General features: G+C 38.1%; 20 protein-coding genes. 18 read left to right on the top strand and 2 right to left on the bottom strand.

Annotated elements, in window-relative coordinates; genetic code table 11:
- The 8 genes from SJY16_RS16560 (at position 1) to SJY16_RS16525 (ending at position 6,439) form a co-directional block, all read left to right on the top strand.
- Complete coding sequence (locus SJY16_RS16560; RefSeq protein ID WP_377890886.1) at positions 1-1,146, top strand: acyl-CoA dehydrogenase family protein; 1,146 nt, start codon at positions 1-3, stop codon at positions 1,144-1,146.
- A gap of 14 nt (positions 1,147-1,160) precedes the next feature.
- Complete coding sequence (locus SJY16_RS16555; protein WP_377890884.1) at positions 1,161-1,598, top strand: MaoC family dehydratase N-terminal domain-containing protein; 438 nt, start codon at positions 1,161-1,163, stop codon at positions 1,596-1,598.
- A 10-nt stretch (positions 1,599-1,608) separates the two neighbouring features.
- Positions 1,609-1,983, top strand: coding sequence for a MaoC/PaaZ C-terminal domain-containing protein (locus tag SJY16_RS16550; RefSeq protein ID WP_377890882.1), 375 nt, complete (start codon positions 1,609-1,611; stop codon positions 1,981-1,983).
- 12 nt (positions 1,984-1,995) lie between these two features.
- A complete protein-coding gene (locus SJY16_RS16545) occupies positions 1,996-2,802 on the top strand; it encodes an SDR family NAD(P)-dependent oxidoreductase (protein WP_377890880.1) in 807 nt (268 codons plus the stop codon).
- Positions 2,802-3,863, top strand: coding sequence for a CaiB/BaiF CoA transferase family protein (locus tag SJY16_RS16540; RefSeq protein ID WP_377890878.1), 1,062 nt, complete (start codon positions 2,802-2,804; stop codon positions 3,861-3,863). Before SJY16_RS16545 ends, SJY16_RS16540 begins: the two co-directional genes overlap by 1 nt.
- 796 nt (positions 3,864-4,659) lie before the next feature.
- On the top strand, positions 4,660-5,112 hold the full coding sequence (locus SJY16_RS16535) for a YoqH family protein (protein ID WP_377890876.1): 453 nt from the start codon (positions 4,660-4,662) through the stop codon (positions 5,110-5,112).
- A 145-nt stretch (positions 5,113-5,257) separates the two neighbouring features.
- The gene (locus tag SJY16_RS16530) at positions 5,258-5,416 is read left to right on the top strand and encodes a hypothetical protein (RefSeq protein WP_377890874.1); all 159 of its coding nucleotides are present in this window, start codon (positions 5,258-5,260) and stop codon (positions 5,414-5,416) included.
- A 195-nt stretch (positions 5,417-5,611) separates the two neighbouring features.
- Positions 5,612-6,439 carry a sugar nucleotide-binding protein gene (locus SJY16_RS16525; RefSeq protein WP_377890872.1) on the top strand — a complete coding sequence of 276 codons (828 nt, stop codon included), beginning with the start codon at positions 5,612-5,614 and terminating at the stop codon, positions 6,437-6,439.
- A gap of 159 nt (positions 6,440-6,598) precedes the next feature.
- On the opposite strand, the gene SJY16_RS16520 is transcribed toward SJY16_RS16525, so the two are convergent.
- On the bottom strand, positions 6,599-7,363 hold the full coding sequence (locus SJY16_RS16520) for a MerR family transcriptional regulator (RefSeq protein ID WP_377890870.1): 765 nt from the start codon (positions 7,361-7,363) through the stop codon (positions 6,599-6,601).
- Between the two features lie 94 nt (positions 7,364-7,457).
- Between SJY16_RS16520 and SJY16_RS16515 the strand changes: the two genes are divergently transcribed.
- Positions 7,458-8,153, top strand: a complete 696-nt coding sequence (locus SJY16_RS16515) for a CPBP family intramembrane glutamic endopeptidase (protein WP_377890868.1) — start codon at positions 7,458-7,460, stop codon at positions 8,151-8,153.
- 212 nt (positions 8,154-8,365) lie between these two features.
- On the opposite strand, the gene SJY16_RS16510 is transcribed toward SJY16_RS16515, so the two are convergent.
- On the bottom strand, positions 8,366-9,262 hold the full coding sequence (locus tag SJY16_RS16510) for a LysR family transcriptional regulator (protein WP_377890866.1): 897 nt from the start codon (positions 9,260-9,262) through the stop codon (positions 8,366-8,368).
- Between the two features lie 127 nt (positions 9,263-9,389).
- Between SJY16_RS16510 and SJY16_RS16505 the strand changes: the two genes are divergently transcribed.
- The 9 genes from SJY16_RS16505 to SJY16_RS16465 all read left to right on the top strand — a co-directional run bounded on the left by SJY16_RS16505 (position 9,390) and on the right by SJY16_RS16465 (position 15,396).
- A complete protein-coding gene (locus SJY16_RS16505; RefSeq protein WP_377890865.1) occupies positions 9,390-10,565 on the top strand; it encodes a serine hydrolase domain-containing protein in 1,176 nt (391 codons plus the stop codon).
- A gap of 64 nt (positions 10,566-10,629) precedes the next feature.
- Positions 10,630-10,929 (top strand): hypothetical protein, encoded by a 300-nt coding sequence (locus SJY16_RS16500; RefSeq protein ID WP_377890864.1) that lies wholly within the window; start codon positions 10,630-10,632, stop codon positions 10,927-10,929.
- Positions 10,930-11,109: 180 nt separating this feature from the next.
- Positions 11,110-11,898: a GNAT family N-acetyltransferase gene (locus SJY16_RS16495; RefSeq protein WP_377890862.1), complete on the top strand. Its 789-nt coding sequence runs from the start codon at positions 11,110-11,112 to the stop codon at positions 11,896-11,898.
- 248 nt (positions 11,899-12,146) lie between these two features.
- Positions 12,147-12,881, top strand: a complete 735-nt coding sequence (locus SJY16_RS16490) for a DUF5694 domain-containing protein (RefSeq protein ID WP_377890860.1) — start codon at positions 12,147-12,149, stop codon at positions 12,879-12,881.
- Between the two features lie 628 nt (positions 12,882-13,509).
- Positions 13,510-13,710 (top strand): hypothetical protein, encoded by a 201-nt coding sequence (locus tag SJY16_RS16485; protein ID WP_377890858.1) that lies wholly within the window; start codon positions 13,510-13,512, stop codon positions 13,708-13,710.
- A 250-nt stretch (positions 13,711-13,960) separates the two neighbouring features.
- Positions 13,961-14,326: a hypothetical protein gene (locus tag SJY16_RS16480; RefSeq protein WP_377890857.1), complete on the top strand. Its 366-nt coding sequence runs from the start codon at positions 13,961-13,963 to the stop codon at positions 14,324-14,326.
- Positions 14,327-14,428: 102 nt separating this feature from the next.
- Complete coding sequence (locus SJY16_RS16475; RefSeq protein ID WP_377890855.1) at positions 14,429-14,887, top strand: GNAT family N-acetyltransferase; 459 nt, start codon at positions 14,429-14,431, stop codon at positions 14,885-14,887.
- 166 nt (positions 14,888-15,053) lie between these two features.
- A complete protein-coding gene (locus tag SJY16_RS16470) occupies positions 15,054-15,263 on the top strand; it encodes a DUF4181 domain-containing protein (protein ID WP_377892309.1) in 210 nt (69 codons plus the stop codon).
- A gap of 16 nt (positions 15,264-15,279) precedes the next feature.
- Positions 15,280-15,396 carry a DUF4181 domain-containing protein gene (locus SJY16_RS16465; protein WP_377890853.1) on the top strand — a complete coding sequence of 39 codons (117 nt, stop codon included), beginning with the start codon at positions 15,280-15,282 and terminating at the stop codon, positions 15,394-15,396.
- Positions 15,397-15,458 lie beyond the last annotated feature (62 nt).

The raw sequence follows: 15,458 nt of genomic DNA, 5'->3' as shown, positions 1-15,458 counted from the left end.
ATGAAACATCCATATTTAACGAAGGATCACGAGGCATTTCGAAAGTCACTGCGGAAGTTTCTCGTAAAGGAGGCAGCGCCATTTTATGAGAAGTGGGAAGAAGATCGTCTTATTCCGAGAAGTTTCTGGGAAAAGTTAGCGGCCCAAGGATATCTTTGTCCAACGCTTCCTGAAGAATATGGCGGATTTGAGGCAGATTGGGGCTATGCGGTGATCATCAATGAGGAGCTAGAGCGCATCGGTTCCGGACTCGTCGGCGTGGGGCTTCATAATGACATTGTCATTCCGTACATTGAGTCTTATGGAACGGAAGAGCAGAAGAAAAGGTGGCTACCAAAGTGCGTGTCGAGTGAAATTATCACCGCGATCGCGATGACGGAGCCAGGTGCAGGATCCGATCTCGCTAATATCAAGACGACGGCCGTTTTGGAAGGAGATCACTACATTGTGAACGGCTCGAAGACGTTTATCACGAACGGCATTCACAGTGATCTGGTGATCGTTGCGGTGAAAACCGATCCACACGCAAAGCCCGCACATAAAGGAGTGAGCTTGATTGCGGTTGAGCGCGATCACCCTGGATTTTCGAGGGGGCGGAAGCTTAACAAAGTCGGACTTCACTGTCAGGATACGGCAGAGTTGTTTTTTGAGGACTGTCGTGTGCCAAAAGAAAACCTGATCGGTGACGAAGGAAAAGGGTTTCTCTATTTGATGGAAAAACTTCAGCAGGAACGCTTGCTTGTCGCAATCGCCGCTCAGGTTGCAGCGGAAGATATGTTCGAGATGACGATGGACTATATTCAGGAGCGAAAGGCGTTCGGTCAAAGCATTTCGAAGTTTCAACATATCCAGTTTGAGATGGTCGAGATGAAAACGGAAATCGAGATCGGCCGGACGTTTTTGGATTCGTTGATCGCTGAACATATAGAGGGAGAAGATATCGTCACGAAGGTGTCGATGTCGAAATACTGGCACACGGATATGGCGAAAAGTGTTTCACAGCGTTGTCTTCAGCTTCACGGTGGCTATGGCTACATGGAAGAGTACAAGATTGCGAGAAGGTTCCGTGACATCCCGGTTTCGGCAATCTACGCGGGCACAAATGAAATTATGAAAACCATCATCGCCAAAAATATAGGTTTGTAGAAAAGAGGGATGAGATGAGTGCGATTCAGAATAAAGTCGGCATCGAAACAAAGCCCTTCACGTTTACGGTTGAAAGAGGGAAGGTGAGGGAGTTTGCGAAAGCGATCGGGGACGATAACCCGATCTACCACGATGTCGCGTTCGCTAAGAAAAATGGTTACCGTGATCTTCCTGTACCTCCGACCTTCGCGACCGTGATCGATATGTGGGGTGGAGCAAGCTTTGAAGATCTTATCGAGATGTTAGAAGTTGATCCACTAAAAGTATTACATGGGGAACAAAGCTATGAGTATATGAAACCGATCTATGCAGGGGATACGATCACTGCCTTCCTGAAGGTTGTTGATCAAAAAGAAAAGGGTAGTCTTACGCTCTTTACGCTAGAAACGCTCTATCGAAATGAAAAGAACGAGAACGTACTGCTAGCGAGGTCCGTTGTAATCGAACGATAGGAGGGATAACGTGTCAGCACTACAACCGTTAACGAAGAAGGCCATCACCCATTCTCAGCTCGTGAAATATGCCGGTGCTTCTGGTGATTTTAATCCGATTCATACCGTCGTCCCTGTCGCAAAGCAAGCAGGATTACCTGATGTGATCACACATGGCATGCTTGTGATGGGGATGGCAGGACAAGCGTTAACGACATGGTTTAGACCCGAACAGCTGAAGTCATTTCATGTGAGGTTCAAGAAGATGACCCTCCCAGGTGAGTCACTTACAGTAAAAGGATTTATTACTGAGGAAACCGATGAGAACGTTTTGATCGGAGAGATCATTGTTGTGAACGAAAAAGATGAAAAAAAACTATCAGGTACTTTTCACGTACAGATGTAGGAGGAATTGTTTATGCTTAAGAATCAAGTTGCAATCATCACAGGCTCTGGGCGAGGTGTCGGTCGAGCAGTCGCGTTAAAAATGGCAGAAGCAGGAGCGAAAGTGGTTGTATCGGATAAGGACGAAGCACCAACGGAAGATGTTGTAAATGAAATTAAAGAGCTCGGTGGGACAGCGATCGGATTCGCCGGAGATGTAACGGAGGGAGCATTTGCATCTTCAATTTTGGAGAAAGCTGCAACGGAGTTTGGTGGCGTCGATATTCTCGTCAATAACGCCGGATACACCTGGGATGGGTTTCTTCATAAAATGACCGATGAGCAGTTTCAGGCAATGCTCGACATTCACCTCATCGCGCCTTTCAAGCTTACGCGTGCGGCGGCGCCATATATGAGAGAAGCTGCGAAGAAGGAAATGGAAACAGGTGAAGCGAAGTATCGAAAAATCGTGAACGTATCATCTGTGGCAGGTGTGATGGGGAATGTCGGGCAGGCGAATTATGCATCAGCAAAAGCTGGCATGATCGGGTTAACGAAAACAGTCGCCCGTGAATGGGGAGCATTTAACATCAACTGTAATGCTGTGGCGTTTGGGCTGATCGATACACGCTTAACGCAATCAAAAGAAAAAGGTGAAACGGTAAACGGAGTACCTGTCGGGATTCCAGATAAGGTGAAGAAAATGTTTGAACAGTCCATTCCGCAGCAACGAGCAGGAACGGCTGAAGAGGCAGCTGAAGGAATCTTCTATTTAGCGTCCCCTCTATCAAACTATACGAACGGACAAGTTCTACATATTAACGGCGGCTGGTATACGTGATGCTAGATGGTGTACGTGTACTGGATTTCACTCAGTACTTACCTGGACCTTATGCGACACAGCGGTTAGCTGATCTCGGAGCAGAGGTGATCAAGGTAGAGCCTCCTCACGGTGACCCAGCGAGACATATGGCAGGTGGTCTTGTGTATGAAGCTAACAACCGTTCGAAAGAAAGCATCGCGATTGACCTAAAAGATGAGATGAAAGTCAACGAATTGATTGAGCTCATTCAAACAGCCGATGTGGTGATTGAAAGCTTTCGCCCTGGAGTGATGAAGCGAATCGGGCTTCACTACGAAAGGATCAAGCAGGTAAAAGAAGATATCATCTACTGCTCTCTGACAGGCTTTGGGCAAGAAGGACCACTTGCTCACCTCGGAAGTCATGATTTGAATTATCAAGGTCTAGGAGGTTTGCTTTCTCAGTATTGCGATGGGAACGGTAAGCCAGTTCAGCCTACATTTACAACTGTGGACTATGCGGGTGGCATCGTTGCTTCAGAAAAAATTGCTGCTGCGCTTTTTCAAAGAGAACGAACGGGGAAAGGGTGTTTCTTAGATCTCGCCTTGAACGATGCAGTGGTCAGTATGCTCGGAACTCATGCCGCCTATGAGGTGGAGAAGGGAAAGCGGGATGGTCCAAATTTTATTGATGGACATGTTGTTTGCTACGGCCTCTATGAAACAAAGGATCATCGGTTCGTATCGCTAGCTGCTCTAGAGCCTCATTTCTGGAATAACTTTTGTCAGGGAGTTGGAAGACGAGAATGGTTGCCACACGCCTTTTCAAAATCTGATGGTGACATTCATAAAGAAATCATAGCCTTATTCAAGGACAGGACCATGGCGGAATGGACCTCCTTCGGAGAACAGCATGACTGCTGTTTGTTCCCTGTGTTAGAGGTACGAGAGGTAATCGGTCACGCGTATGGATCTGCACGAGGACTTGTAAAAAAAGAAGATGAACGCGTACATATTTTGACGACTCCAGGGACTAAAGTGAAAACATCCCCTCAGTTAGGGGAGCACAATGATAGAATGACTAGAGATTTCAGGGCTTGATCATGCAAGTTCCTGTAGTGGGAACTTGTTTTTTTGTGTGGTCTTTTCTTAAAGTTATTGGAAGAAAAATGGTGTTGAGTAGGTGGAGGGTTATTCTGTTTAAGGGCAGGTTAATAGAAGACTTGAATTCGAGATAATTGAGGTTCGTGGAACTAAAACCAAACTCTTACGTATATGAAATTAGCTATATTCACTCCAAAACCTTGAAAGGGAGCTAAAAAGTCTGAAGGGTATGTGTTCCTGCTGAAGTAAAGGGGGACGGAACATACCATTAGTATACGCTTGTCGTCAGAGTGAACAAAGTGAACTATCTTTTGTGAAAAACCTGAGGAAGTTAGGAGGGGTTGCTATGACCAAAGATAATAAAAGTAAATTGTTAGTTATTATAGTATTTCCGTTTTTTTTCTCTTTTTTTATTTATGATACAAAGGATATTGAGTTTTGGTATTACACTGGTTTCACATTGGTTCTTTTTTTGACCATATTTTATTTAGTTGTAATCAAAGTATTTTATCCAAGGCTTTCTTTTGTAATAGTTGTAGTAATTTGGACAACTCTGTGTGCATTTTTATTTAATGACACTTTCGTGAGCATAGGGATATCTTCATTTTCATTATTTACTATATTGAGTTTTGTGTTTTTGTATAAAAGACCCAAAGGATTGAATAACGGCACCTAATACATCATTTTTATTCTAGTTTCACAACAGCGAGCAATTATAGACGAATAGGAAGTAGCAAATTCTTATATTGACTAGAGATTAGGGGAAGCTAATCAAAAAGTGTGAGGTATACATATGAAAAAAACTCTATTGATTACATCCCTTCTGGCTTCAGTGGTTCTATTTCCTAAAGAATCAAATGCAGTCTCAATGCCTTGCAGTATGGTTTTAAATCCAATCGATGAAGTTCTTACTAATGCAAGAGGAAGTGCATTAGTATATAAAGTTCAGTTGATTCCACCAAGCTTTGCACGAACTAATATTAGCATCTTAAGTGTTCATCTACCTGAGCCTTCTACACAAGGTGAATATGATATTTATGAAGGGTTTGCTTTTATACCTGATGAAATAAGCTGGAGGTTCAAACTTTATCCTACTCCAGAAGAAGATAGCCCTACCTGGGCTGGAAGAATTGACATTATCACTGCAAAATTAAAAAATGCAAAAGTTCAAGTAAGAGCGTCTAATTCTAAAACTGAAAAATTGGGACCAGTGGTTCTGGAAAATGATATTCTAAGTTGCAAATAGCAAATTCAAGAAAAGGGAGCGTTGATCTAAAAAGGATTACGCTCCTTTTTGTTTAATGTAATACTAGGGCATTATACTTTAAAAAGATTTTATGCCCATTTAAGCGGAATATATTTAATTACCTTTAAGGATGGAGAGATAAAAGATGCAAACATGCAAAATCTGTGGTGGAGATTCACTTGTAAACGTACCAGAGTTTGAAAAGGAACTAACTGTCTGTACAGATTGCGGGGAAGTCGTTTCAATGAGGTTCGTAAACCCAAGTATGTTAAAGAAATATATCAATCCAGATTATCAAAAATAAACATATGGTAAAGTAGCCGAATTTATTTTCTTATCTAATTAGAAATGAAAGATTAATGATTATTCAATTAAAGGGAGCACTCATTCAGCAAGGAGAATAGCGCTTTTTTATCAAAATAATAGGATGTAAGGAAATGTGTATATCACATATGAACTAGTCCGGCAATAAAACAAATAACAATTAAAGGAAGTAGAGATGAAAATACTTATATTAGGTGCTACTGGATTTCTGGGATCGAAATTGTACCAAATAGCTTCAGAAAACAAGAATTTCACAGTTTTTGGTACATCTAGATTTCAAAATGATCAATCACCTATTTTGAAAGTGGATGTCACAAACAAAAAGTCGATTGGTAGTGCTCTTAAAAACATTGATCCTGAAGTAGTTATTTGGTCTTTAATGAATTTCAAAGAAGAGTCTCAATTAATTAAAAAAGGGCTTCGAAATTTGTTATCAGAAATAGATATCAGTACAAAGTTAGTGTTTTTGTCGACAGATGCCGTTTTCGTTGAAGGGGCGGGTAGCTACACTGAATGCGATCCCATTGGAACCTTACCGAAGGAAGCAACGTTAGCTAATTATGTAAATGGAAAATATGCTGCCGAAAACTTAATTCTATCCAGCCACTCCAATCACGTTATTCTTAGAACAGGTCCGTTATATGGAGATAACGAAGAATACCTGGAAAAGCGAATATTACAGTTGATTGAAAGAGTGAAAAATAATCACCCAATCGATGCATGGGGAAATGTGTATAGAACTTTTGTAAATGTTCAAGATTTATGTAATGCAATCCTGGAACTGTGCGAAATTGATTATAATGGAATTCTACATGTGGGACCAATACATAAAGAAAGTTATTATACCTTTTTCAAAAAGCGTCTTGAACAGCTTGGTTGGAATAGTAGTCTTCTAAGCCCTGTTGAACTATCAAAGGAAGCGTTCCCATTACTTTCTCTAGATACTTCACTAGATACTCAAAAGGCTAAACTGATACTGAAGACCAATTTTCGTATCGTTTAATATATGGCTTTAAAGATTCATCTTCAACAATCGGGAGCAAATCCGTAACAAGAATTGCGAACTTTCTCTATAAAAAACCCCAGGTTGTGTAGAGTTAACCCCTTTCAATAAGACTCACTCTTTCTAAGTGAACTCTAGGATGCAAGTGTGCTGAAAGGGTTATCTATTTACATTTGTCCTTTCATAATAAAGGATGGATTCTTCCAGGAAGGTTATGACTTCCTGGTTAACAGGATACAAATTCATATTAACAGAAGTCTCCTCAGATTTACGTGCTTCCCAGAACTTATCTGCTACTTCTGCATTCCCCTTAAAGGTTTCATTGGATAAAATCAAAGTATCTTCTGCAATTAATTGTCCTTCTCGAGAATCAGGTGTTTTGCTTTCCTCTAAGCAAAGTTCGATTCGCTTGATTAAATTAATCCACTTCTCTATTTGCTCTATGTCTTTATCCATTTTTGGTAGCTGCTCGGCTAACGCTGCTCGTTCCTCTTTAGTGAATAATTTTTCCATCACTTCCTTCTTTCTTTGTTGCTTTAAGGATTTATTTTCTTCCGAAAGGAGTGGCAATAACTGATCCCAATGAATATCACCTTCCAGTTTTAAAATATTGAAAAGGGTATTAGTATAATCCAATGATTGTTGTAGCTGTTTAATCTCAAGTTCAAGTTGTGCTTTATGTACAGTAAGAGTTTTTTGAATGGTAATCTGGCTAATTATTTTTTTGATATCCTCTAACGACATGGAAGTGGCTTTGAGTAATATAACCTTTTCCAGCATCAACATATTCTCTGGGGTATAATATCGTTTTCCATTATCCTCTTTTAATGCAGGCTCAAGTAGTCCGATTTGGTCATAATAGCGAAGGGTTCTTAAGGAAAGATTTAGTTTTTTTGAAACCTCTCCTGTAGAAAAATAAGTCATGGCAACAATTCCTCCTAAAAAGTGCTTGCAGGTTACGTTACGTCACCCTTTATCCTAAATGTAGCATATTGGAAGATATAGGGGGGATCTTAGCTTGAAGAACGATACTTTTAAAGCGATAGAGTGGACGTATAGTGAGCTTACTCTATTACTCTTACTCACTCTCGTAATTGTTCCTGTAGGAATTGAGTATTTATTGTATGATTTTCTTTACCAAGTATTTTTAGATAGGCTTTATTCTGGAACAATAACAGGCTTTGTGATGTCAATTGTGTTTATTCTCGCAGTCTATTTTATTGCCTTAAAACCTCATTCGCTGGGGTGGAATGTAGTAGGGTTGTGTTCTTTTTCCAGAACTTATTGGAAATGGATAATAGTTTGGATCGTTGTCTTAATAGCAACTAGCTTACTGCTATTAATTTTGATGGACTTCCTTAAGATAGGGTTGGAAAACAGGAAAACAGAGTCAATGAAAGTAAATATGACGTGGGTCACTTTTATCATCGGATTTATCTCAGCAGCTATTATTTCTCCAATATACGAGGAAATCTTTTATCGTGGTTTTCTTTATAAATGGTTCAGGATGAAATGGGGAGTGGGTGCCGGAATAGTATTAAGCTCTCTCATTTTTACGATCGTTCACATCCCAACTTATAATACTTTACCTGTAAACTTTATTTCAGGGGTCATATTTGCATGGACATATGAAAAATCCGGTTCCATTTGGCCTGGGATTATTATTCACGGGACGTTTAATGGCATTGCGGTTATTCTTACGGCATTGACCTAATGTGTTGTTTTTTGCTACGTTAACTAAATTAAAACTCAAGATAATCTGTCCATTTTGTTCTAGGAACTTCAGTAAAACAATGAAAAATCTAATGTAGAAAGGGAAGGTAGGCTCTCCTTTTTTATGAATTAAATCACTAATCTCCTTTAGTCATAAAATCCCTATCTTCCAAAAAGGATGGGGGTTTTATGACATTTAGTGTCCATCATACCTTACCTTCTGTTATAGAATTTATTCAATTCAGTTATAAACTGAAGCATAGATGAAGAATAATATCGATTTTTCCGATAAATTAAGTATAATGGCTTGGGTTGAAATTCTAATCCTTTAATATGCAATACCTTTATATTTGGGTTGATGGCGACTTGAGAGTTTTCTGAAATGGGAAGGAAAGCAACCCCAAGCCCTTTTTCGACCATGTTAATCATAAGGTCAATATGGTTGGTTTCCATTAGGATGGAAAGGGAAATATCTTTTTCCTTTAACGAATTGTCGATTTCGTTTCTGAGTTTGATCCCTTTTTTGAAGACGATGAATTGTAGGTCTTTTAGCTCTTCTAAGGTGATTGAATTCTGTTGGTGGTAGTTGTTTGAATTAGGTACTATCAATTTGATTGTTGAATTAATTCCTAACGGGATAGATTCAATTTGTTCGTTTGTATATGATGTATCAACTAATCCGATGTCTAGTTCATATTGATCGATCAGGTGGTGAATGAGGGGAGCGGGTCCAACTTCATTCATTTCGTAAGTAACTTGAGGATACTTTTGAGTGAAAGAATCGATAAAGGGAAGCAATGTGGTGAGCAATATCTGATACCCTCCGCCGATTCGAATATGACCGGTTTCTGGGTGTTTATATAAACTCATTTCTTCCTTAATATTTTCAACCATCTTCAACACAGGTTTTGTTTGTTCATACAATTTCTTCCCAATGGGATTGAGTATTAACTTTCTACCTTCCCTATCAAATAGTTTTACGTCTAGAATCTCTTCAAGCTTTTGAATGCGAACAGATAAGTTTGGTTGATTGGCATGCATTTTTTTAGCGGCCGCGGAAAGTGAACCGCATTCCACAACGGATACAAAGGTTTCCATTAAACCTAGCAAAATTATTCCTCCTTATATGACATTTTTATATTTATCATCAATAATATATATTTTACATATGAAATTCAGTTGAATACAATAATTTTGAATGATTTATCTGAATTTATTGAAAACGAAAGGGGAACGCATGGAAAATTGGAAAGGAATAATTTTATTTACGGCGATGTTGAGCAGTTTACTTGTGGCATGCAGTCCACAAGAAATGACTAATGAGGGGAGCGGAACCCCCACTTCTAGTGGTGATTCGAATAGTGAGAAAGTAATTGGTGAGATTGAAGATGAAGCAGGAGTAGTTAGAGAAGAGGCTCCCGAAATCCTATCTTACTGGCCCACAGAGGTTTGGCAAACATCTACTCCAGAAAGCGTTGGTATGAATTCTTCTCTTCTAGGAAATATGTTTCAACATATAGAAGACGAGAACATTCCAATGGAAGGAATGCTTATAATAAAGGATGGTTATATTGTCTCTGAAAAATATGGTGGTAATTTTGATGAAGAAACGCCTCATCCTATCTATTCAGTTACGAAAAGCATAACCTCAGCATTAGTTGGGGGCGCTGTTCAACAGGGAGCGATCGAAAGTGTTGAGAGTAAAGCGTTAAACTATCTTAACGCAGAAAACATCACTAATTTAGATAAATGGAAGCGTAATCTCACTATACAGGACTTTTTAACAATGAAGAGCGGGCTTGAATTTCCAGAGCAAACAGAAAAGGGCTTCTATCAATCAGACACATGGAAAGAATTTATGGAGGCCTCAGATCCAGCATCTTTCATAATGAACAGGCCGTTAAGCGATAATCCAGACAAATGGAATTATAGTACAGGCGACGCTAGAGTCGTATCCAAAATACTCCATGAAGCAACGGGTATGAAGCTATCAGATTATGCTGAAGAATACTTATTTTCTCCTTTAGGAATTAGCGAAGTAGAATGGCCGACTGATCGTTCAGGTTCGTCATTTGGAGGAACCGGAATAGAGATGAAGCCGAGGGATATTGCAAAAATCGGCTACCTCTATTTAAAAGAAGGAAAGTGGGAGGAAAAACAAGTGTTGCCAGAAGGGTGGGTTCAAGAAAGTATCCAGCCATATGGAGATACGAACGGTAACTTTGACGGAGATCACTATGGGTATTTCTTTTGGTTAAAGTCTATTAACGGCTATGACACTTATCGAGGGATGGGGTTATATGGTCAGTATCTGGTTGTAGTACCAGAACTTGATCTAATCGTAGTTCAAACTTCGAACGGGATGGATGTTGATCCTTTACTAGAAGAGTATGTTATACCTGCTATCAAATAGATGTTTTCAGTTGGCAAGGCTGGCCTTATTTGGTTAGCATAGCTTAAGAATAAGAGGTAAATACATGACATTTAAAAAGAAGTTAAATGAAATAGTTGATTTTCAAGCTACTTTAGAGGATGGATATAGGGATATTAATGAATTATCGAAGAGATGTAGGTTTCCTAATTGCTCTCATACAAAAGAAACGAATTGTGCTGTGAAAAATGCGATTGATGAGGGAATTCTTTCGAGGGAAGAATTCTTTTCATATTATAATGATAAGAATGAAGCATTATATGTTTCAAATCAAAGTAATAAAACTAAAGCTATCGAGTATATGAAAAAAAGGGATCTTTTCCGATATCCACCTATAAATATTTAATAGATGAAGAATATCAACTGATTTACCTCAGTTTGAAGTATTCCATAATAGGGAGCTTTAATGAATAACTAAGGGAACTTATTTTAATGAGCTTCCCTTTTTTAGGTCCAATAAAGGAGATAGGAACAATAGTATTGAAATGAAATATTGGATAAATAACCAAGAATAGGCGGAATATAAATGGATTTAATGAAACAGATAGAAGAGCTTGATTTTGCACTTTTACAGTCCTTTTCAAATAAACTAGATCAACCGTGGGGAGTTCTGTTTTGGAACGAGGACCAACCAGAATATTATGATGCAAACCATGCTCATTTGAGTGAACAACCTGATGACCCCGAAAAAGTTATCTATGAGGTTACTTCATTTTATAAAGCGATGAATATTATTCCTAGGTTTTATTTATATGGACTTGAGTCAAAGTCAAGCTTTATTGCGCTATTAAAAGAGAAAGGTTTTCAGTATGAAGAGTTTCCGCAGCCGATTCAGCTATGGAATAAAGAAGTAATACAGTTACCATTCAATAAAAATGTAACAATAGAGAAAGTAGACTTTAAGAATTATAATGATGCCTTATGGGTAGAGTGTCAGATTAATGAATTTGGAGGAAGAGTAGTTCGTGAAAAGGCGTTAGAATCTGAGTTTAACGATAATCGTTATAGTCATTACCTTTTAAAATATAAAGGGACACCTTGTTCTACAACATGCTTGTTTGTTCATGGTAATCAAGGGAGAGTAGAGAGTGTCGCGACAATCGAAGAATATAGAGGAAAAGGATTAATCGGCTTTTTGTTACAACACGTGCAAAGTGAATCTCAAAATTTACGGCTAGAAAAACTATGGGTTCACCCGATTAGTGAACAAGTTGAGAAAGTTTATAGTCGCTATGGTTTTACTACCATACTTACATTACAAACCGGTCATGCTTATTTAGGTGGAAAAGGGATTAGAGAGATACAAGGACGATGAAATAGTCGAGGAAAGGTGAATTGATGGAAGAGGTTAGGTAATGGAGTTGATAGCTTACTAAAAGCCTCTACTCCTTATACAATTCAAGATTAATAAATCCAAACCCTCTTCAACAATCGGGAGCTAATCTAGAAAGGATTACGCTCTTTTTGTTTATGTTAATATCAGGCATTTTAACGGAAGAACAAGGGTTTTCACGGCTACATAAAGAAGGCATATAAATAGCTGAATTCTGGAGGAGAATAATTATGGACCAACATAAACCTAAAGTTATGGTGTTAGGTACATTTCATATGAGATATACACCAGATATTTATAAAGTAGAATTTGATGATTTACTAAACGAAAGAAGGCAAAATGAAATAAGGGAAGTTGTAGAAAAGGTAAAAATATTTAATCCCACGAAACTGGCTTTTGAAGTTGTAAAAGAAAATGAAGAAGAAATAAATGAAGAATACAGGCAGTATTTGAATGGTGATTTGGAACTGAAAATTGATGAAATGCATCAATATGGTTTTAGAATAGCTTCAGAATTGGGTCACCAAAAAGTTTATGCAGTTGATTGGATGAAAAGCGTTGGAAATAGGGGGATTGGAGAGGTCTTTGAACGGGCAAAAACTGAACAGCCTGACCTTTATAAATATATTGATGAAAAGTATCGTTCAGGAAGAGATTTTAACTTAGCCGACAAAAGCATTGGGACTCTAATGAAAGAAATGAATGAAGAAAGCAGTGTGAAAAGAGAACACGAGATGTATATGACATTAGCACGTATCGGAAGTGAAGATGATTATGTAGGCATTGATTGGCTCAGGTGGTGGTATCAAAGAAATTTAATAATATACTCCAACTTGGCAAGAATAACCAGTTCTCCTTCAGACAGAACCGTATTAATTATAGGAGCTGCTCACATCCATTTAGTTTCCCAATTTCTAAAAGAAAGTGGAATGTTTGATGTAGAACCAGCAATTGCATACCTTTGATATTCAACAAACGGGAGCAACACTAGAAGAAGATAAAGAAACATAGAAAGTTCGATTCAATATAAATTTATGTTAAGAGGTAAAAATGAAATATTTATTGAAGATCTTATTAGCAATACTTGTATCTGGTCCTATCGCTCTTTGCATTCTCTATATTAGTGACTATTTGATAATTCATAGTAGCTTTTTTAAGGATGATTACTATAGTTTCAATATGGTGATGGCAATTATATACATGGCATACTTCTACTTTTTTTACTTAATATGCGGTTTACCAACCACTCTAGCTACGGACTTAATCTTAAGATTGTTTCCATCGGTAGAGAGAAAATTCATATTGTTATCTTTCACAACTTATACAGGAGCAGGAATATTGTTAATATTGTTAGGTTATGATTCACCAAGTCCTATAGTTTCATGGTTAGTGTTTGTTCCTGTTTACACCTATCTGTTAACGCTAATTTTGATTAGAGCCAAATATAAAAAAGGCGAACTTAGATTGAATAAAGTTTAATAGGCTGTTCCATAATCTCGGAGCGATTATTCAATGAATAAAAGGCTTTAACACAGCGATTGAGCCGATTCATCATACGTCTCCTGATAGGGGGATTCATAGGGAGGGATAACTATGAAAATAGTGCTAATGGGGATAGCATTTATTCTTGCGCCAGCCTTTGGTATGGCATTGGCGAAGTTAATCATTGATCCATTATGGTCGAACCAAAAAGTGTCCTTAGAGGGTCTGATAACCTTTTTCATATATGGGTTAGTTGCAGGAGTCATTCTTTTTATTTTGCGCCTTATTGTTAGGGGAGGGAGTTTGAATTGAGGATAAGAGAGTCATTTAAACATACTGATTCTGGCTAGAAGTTAAGGGGTTATAACATTATCTTGAATTCAAGTCTTCTGCAAAAGGGGAGCGATAGCTGCATTTTGGCTATCGCTAGTTGTGTTAACAGTGCAGGATTGAGAAGACTTGACTTCCAGATAATAGACGATTTGAAACTAATTTAACACCACTTCGTAAGTATAACAAGAAGCTACTTTGATAGAAGTTCAGATAGGAGGTTGTCACTTTAGTGAAAAAGTTTTCAATTATGTTATGCACTTTAGCATTAATATTATCAGGGTGCTCAGATTCAACAGACTCTGAACAAGCTCAACTTCGCACTTTACTATCTACAGATGCTGATCAGTATTCCTTATTAGTGGTAGGAGGGAATGAAAAAACTGAACAAAATTGGATGGAATGGCAAGATAAGAATGAAATTAATAATGCAATGTCCATTCGTTGGGAAAAATCATTAGAACAAATTAATCAAGAGTATGAATTCTTAGACCTAAAGAAGTCGCCAGCTTTTGTAGTATTTGATAATAAAGGAATTGTACTTAAAACGTATAGTGAAACTGAGCTAATTGAATTCTTGAAATCAAAAGAAGGTTAATTTTATGGAATAACAATGAAGTTACCCAACAAGCTAAGGCTCATTAATCTTCTAGAATAGGGAGCGCTTCTTAATCAAAGGTTCGGAAGGAATGAGTTCATATTGAAGTTTCGAAAAGCAAATGAAGAAGATTTAGGAGAAGTTGTTCGTTTACTTGCCGATGATGAATTAGGCTCCCATCGTGAGTGTTATGATGAACCACTCCCTGTTGAATACTATAAAGCTTTTGCAGCCATTAAAGCACAAGTAGGAAATGAGATTATACTAGCTTTTGAAGGTCAAAAATTGGTTGGCTGCCTCCAATTAACAATCATTCCTGGTTTAGCAAGGCTAGGAATGAAAAGAGCGCAAGTCGAAGGTGTACGTGTTGACCGGTGCTACCGAGGGGAAGGAGTAGGTGAAGCGTTGTTTAAAGAAGCAATTGCAATCGCCAAATCTGAAGGTTGCGGTCTTGTGCAATTGACCACGGACAAACAACGTGAGAATGCTCATCGATTTTATAACCGGCTAGGATTTCTAGCGAGTCATGAGGGGATGAAATTAACATTGTCTACTCCATAAAAGGAAGCGCTTTTTGGATACCAAAGTAAGAGCTTTACGGGAGTACAGGACAAGAGTGTAGTGGAAAGGACTGTTTTTTTTGTATGGTGTTGAACAAGGGTTTTGGCTGAATTTAATTATCCTACTTATAATTACTTCGCTATTAATAGTTTCATTTAATACTGTTATGAGAAGATTGCTCAAAGTTGAGAAGAAGAAGCTCTTCTCCAATACCTATATAAATGAAACACATAAGAAAGTGGACAGGAGCCTAAGAATTATTATTTTAGTCTCAATTTTGTTGGGTTTTATTATAAGTATCACTAGGTTTCCAATGAAATCAGTCTGGTATTTGGAACCTTGGTTTTTTTTTGTGCCTCTTAGTGGTTTCTACTGAATCAGTTAGGGCTTTTATGGAATGGAAATACGATCAAAATAGAAATGGCTATATTTTTACTATTAGTCAATTAAGCTTTTTCATAATATTGATGGTCTCAATGTACTTTAGCGATTTTTTTGGATTGATGTAAATTACTGATATACTTATTCACCAATCTCGGAGCAATTGCTAAATACAAGTTAGCCCCCTTAA

This window comes from Alkalihalobacillus sp. R86527 (assembly GCF_042466185.1).
GTDB lineage: Bacteria > Bacillota > Bacilli > Bacillales > Guptibacillaceae > Guptibacillus.
The sequence above is the reverse complement of the archived record's forward strand: the minus strand, read 5'-3'. Positions and strand labels throughout refer to the sequence as shown.

Coding starts and splice junctions, on each gene's coding strand:
- SJY16_RS16530 (WP_377890874.1), top strand. CDS start 5,258: ATGCAAACATGCAAAATCTGTGGTGGAGATTCACTTGTAAACGTACCA.
- SJY16_RS16560 (WP_377890886.1), top strand. CDS start 1: ATGAAACATCCATATTTAACGAAGGATCACGAGGCATTTCGAAAGTCA.
- SJY16_RS16470 (WP_377892309.1), top strand. CDS start 15,054: ATGAGAAGATTGCTCAAAGTTGAGAAGAAGAAGCTCTTCTCCAATACC.
- SJY16_RS16505 (WP_377890865.1), top strand. CDS start 9,390: ATGGAAAATTGGAAAGGAATAATTTTATTTACGGCGATGTTGAGCAGT.
- SJY16_RS16535 (WP_377890876.1), top strand. CDS start 4,660: ATGAAAAAAACTCTATTGATTACATCCCTTCTGGCTTCAGTGGTTCTA.
- SJY16_RS16500 (WP_377890864.1), top strand. CDS start 10,630: ATGACATTTAAAAAGAAGTTAAATGAAATAGTTGATTTTCAAGCTACT.
- SJY16_RS16495 (WP_377890862.1), top strand. CDS start 11,110: ATGGATTTAATGAAACAGATAGAAGAGCTTGATTTTGCACTTTTACAG.
- SJY16_RS16490 (WP_377890860.1), top strand. CDS start 12,147: ATGGACCAACATAAACCTAAAGTTATGGTGTTAGGTACATTTCATATG.
- SJY16_RS16555 (WP_377890884.1), top strand. CDS start 1,161: ATGAGTGCGATTCAGAATAAAGTCGGCATCGAAACAAAGCCCTTCACG.
- SJY16_RS16540 (WP_377890878.1), top strand. CDS start 2,802: ATGCTAGATGGTGTACGTGTACTGGATTTCACTCAGTACTTACCTGGA.
- SJY16_RS16465 (WP_377890853.1), top strand. CDS start 15,280: ATGGAATGGAAATACGATCAAAATAGAAATGGCTATATTTTTACTATT.
- SJY16_RS16525 (WP_377890872.1), top strand. CDS start 5,612: ATGAAAATACTTATATTAGGTGCTACTGGATTTCTGGGATCGAAATTG.
- SJY16_RS16520 (WP_377890870.1), bottom strand. CDS start 7,363: ATGACTTATTTTTCTACAGGAGAGGTTTCAAAAAAACTAAATCTTTCC.
- SJY16_RS16545 (WP_377890880.1), top strand. CDS start 1,996: ATGCTTAAGAATCAAGTTGCAATCATCACAGGCTCTGGGCGAGGTGTC.
- SJY16_RS16485 (WP_377890858.1), top strand. CDS start 13,510: ATGAAAATAGTGCTAATGGGGATAGCATTTATTCTTGCGCCAGCCTTT.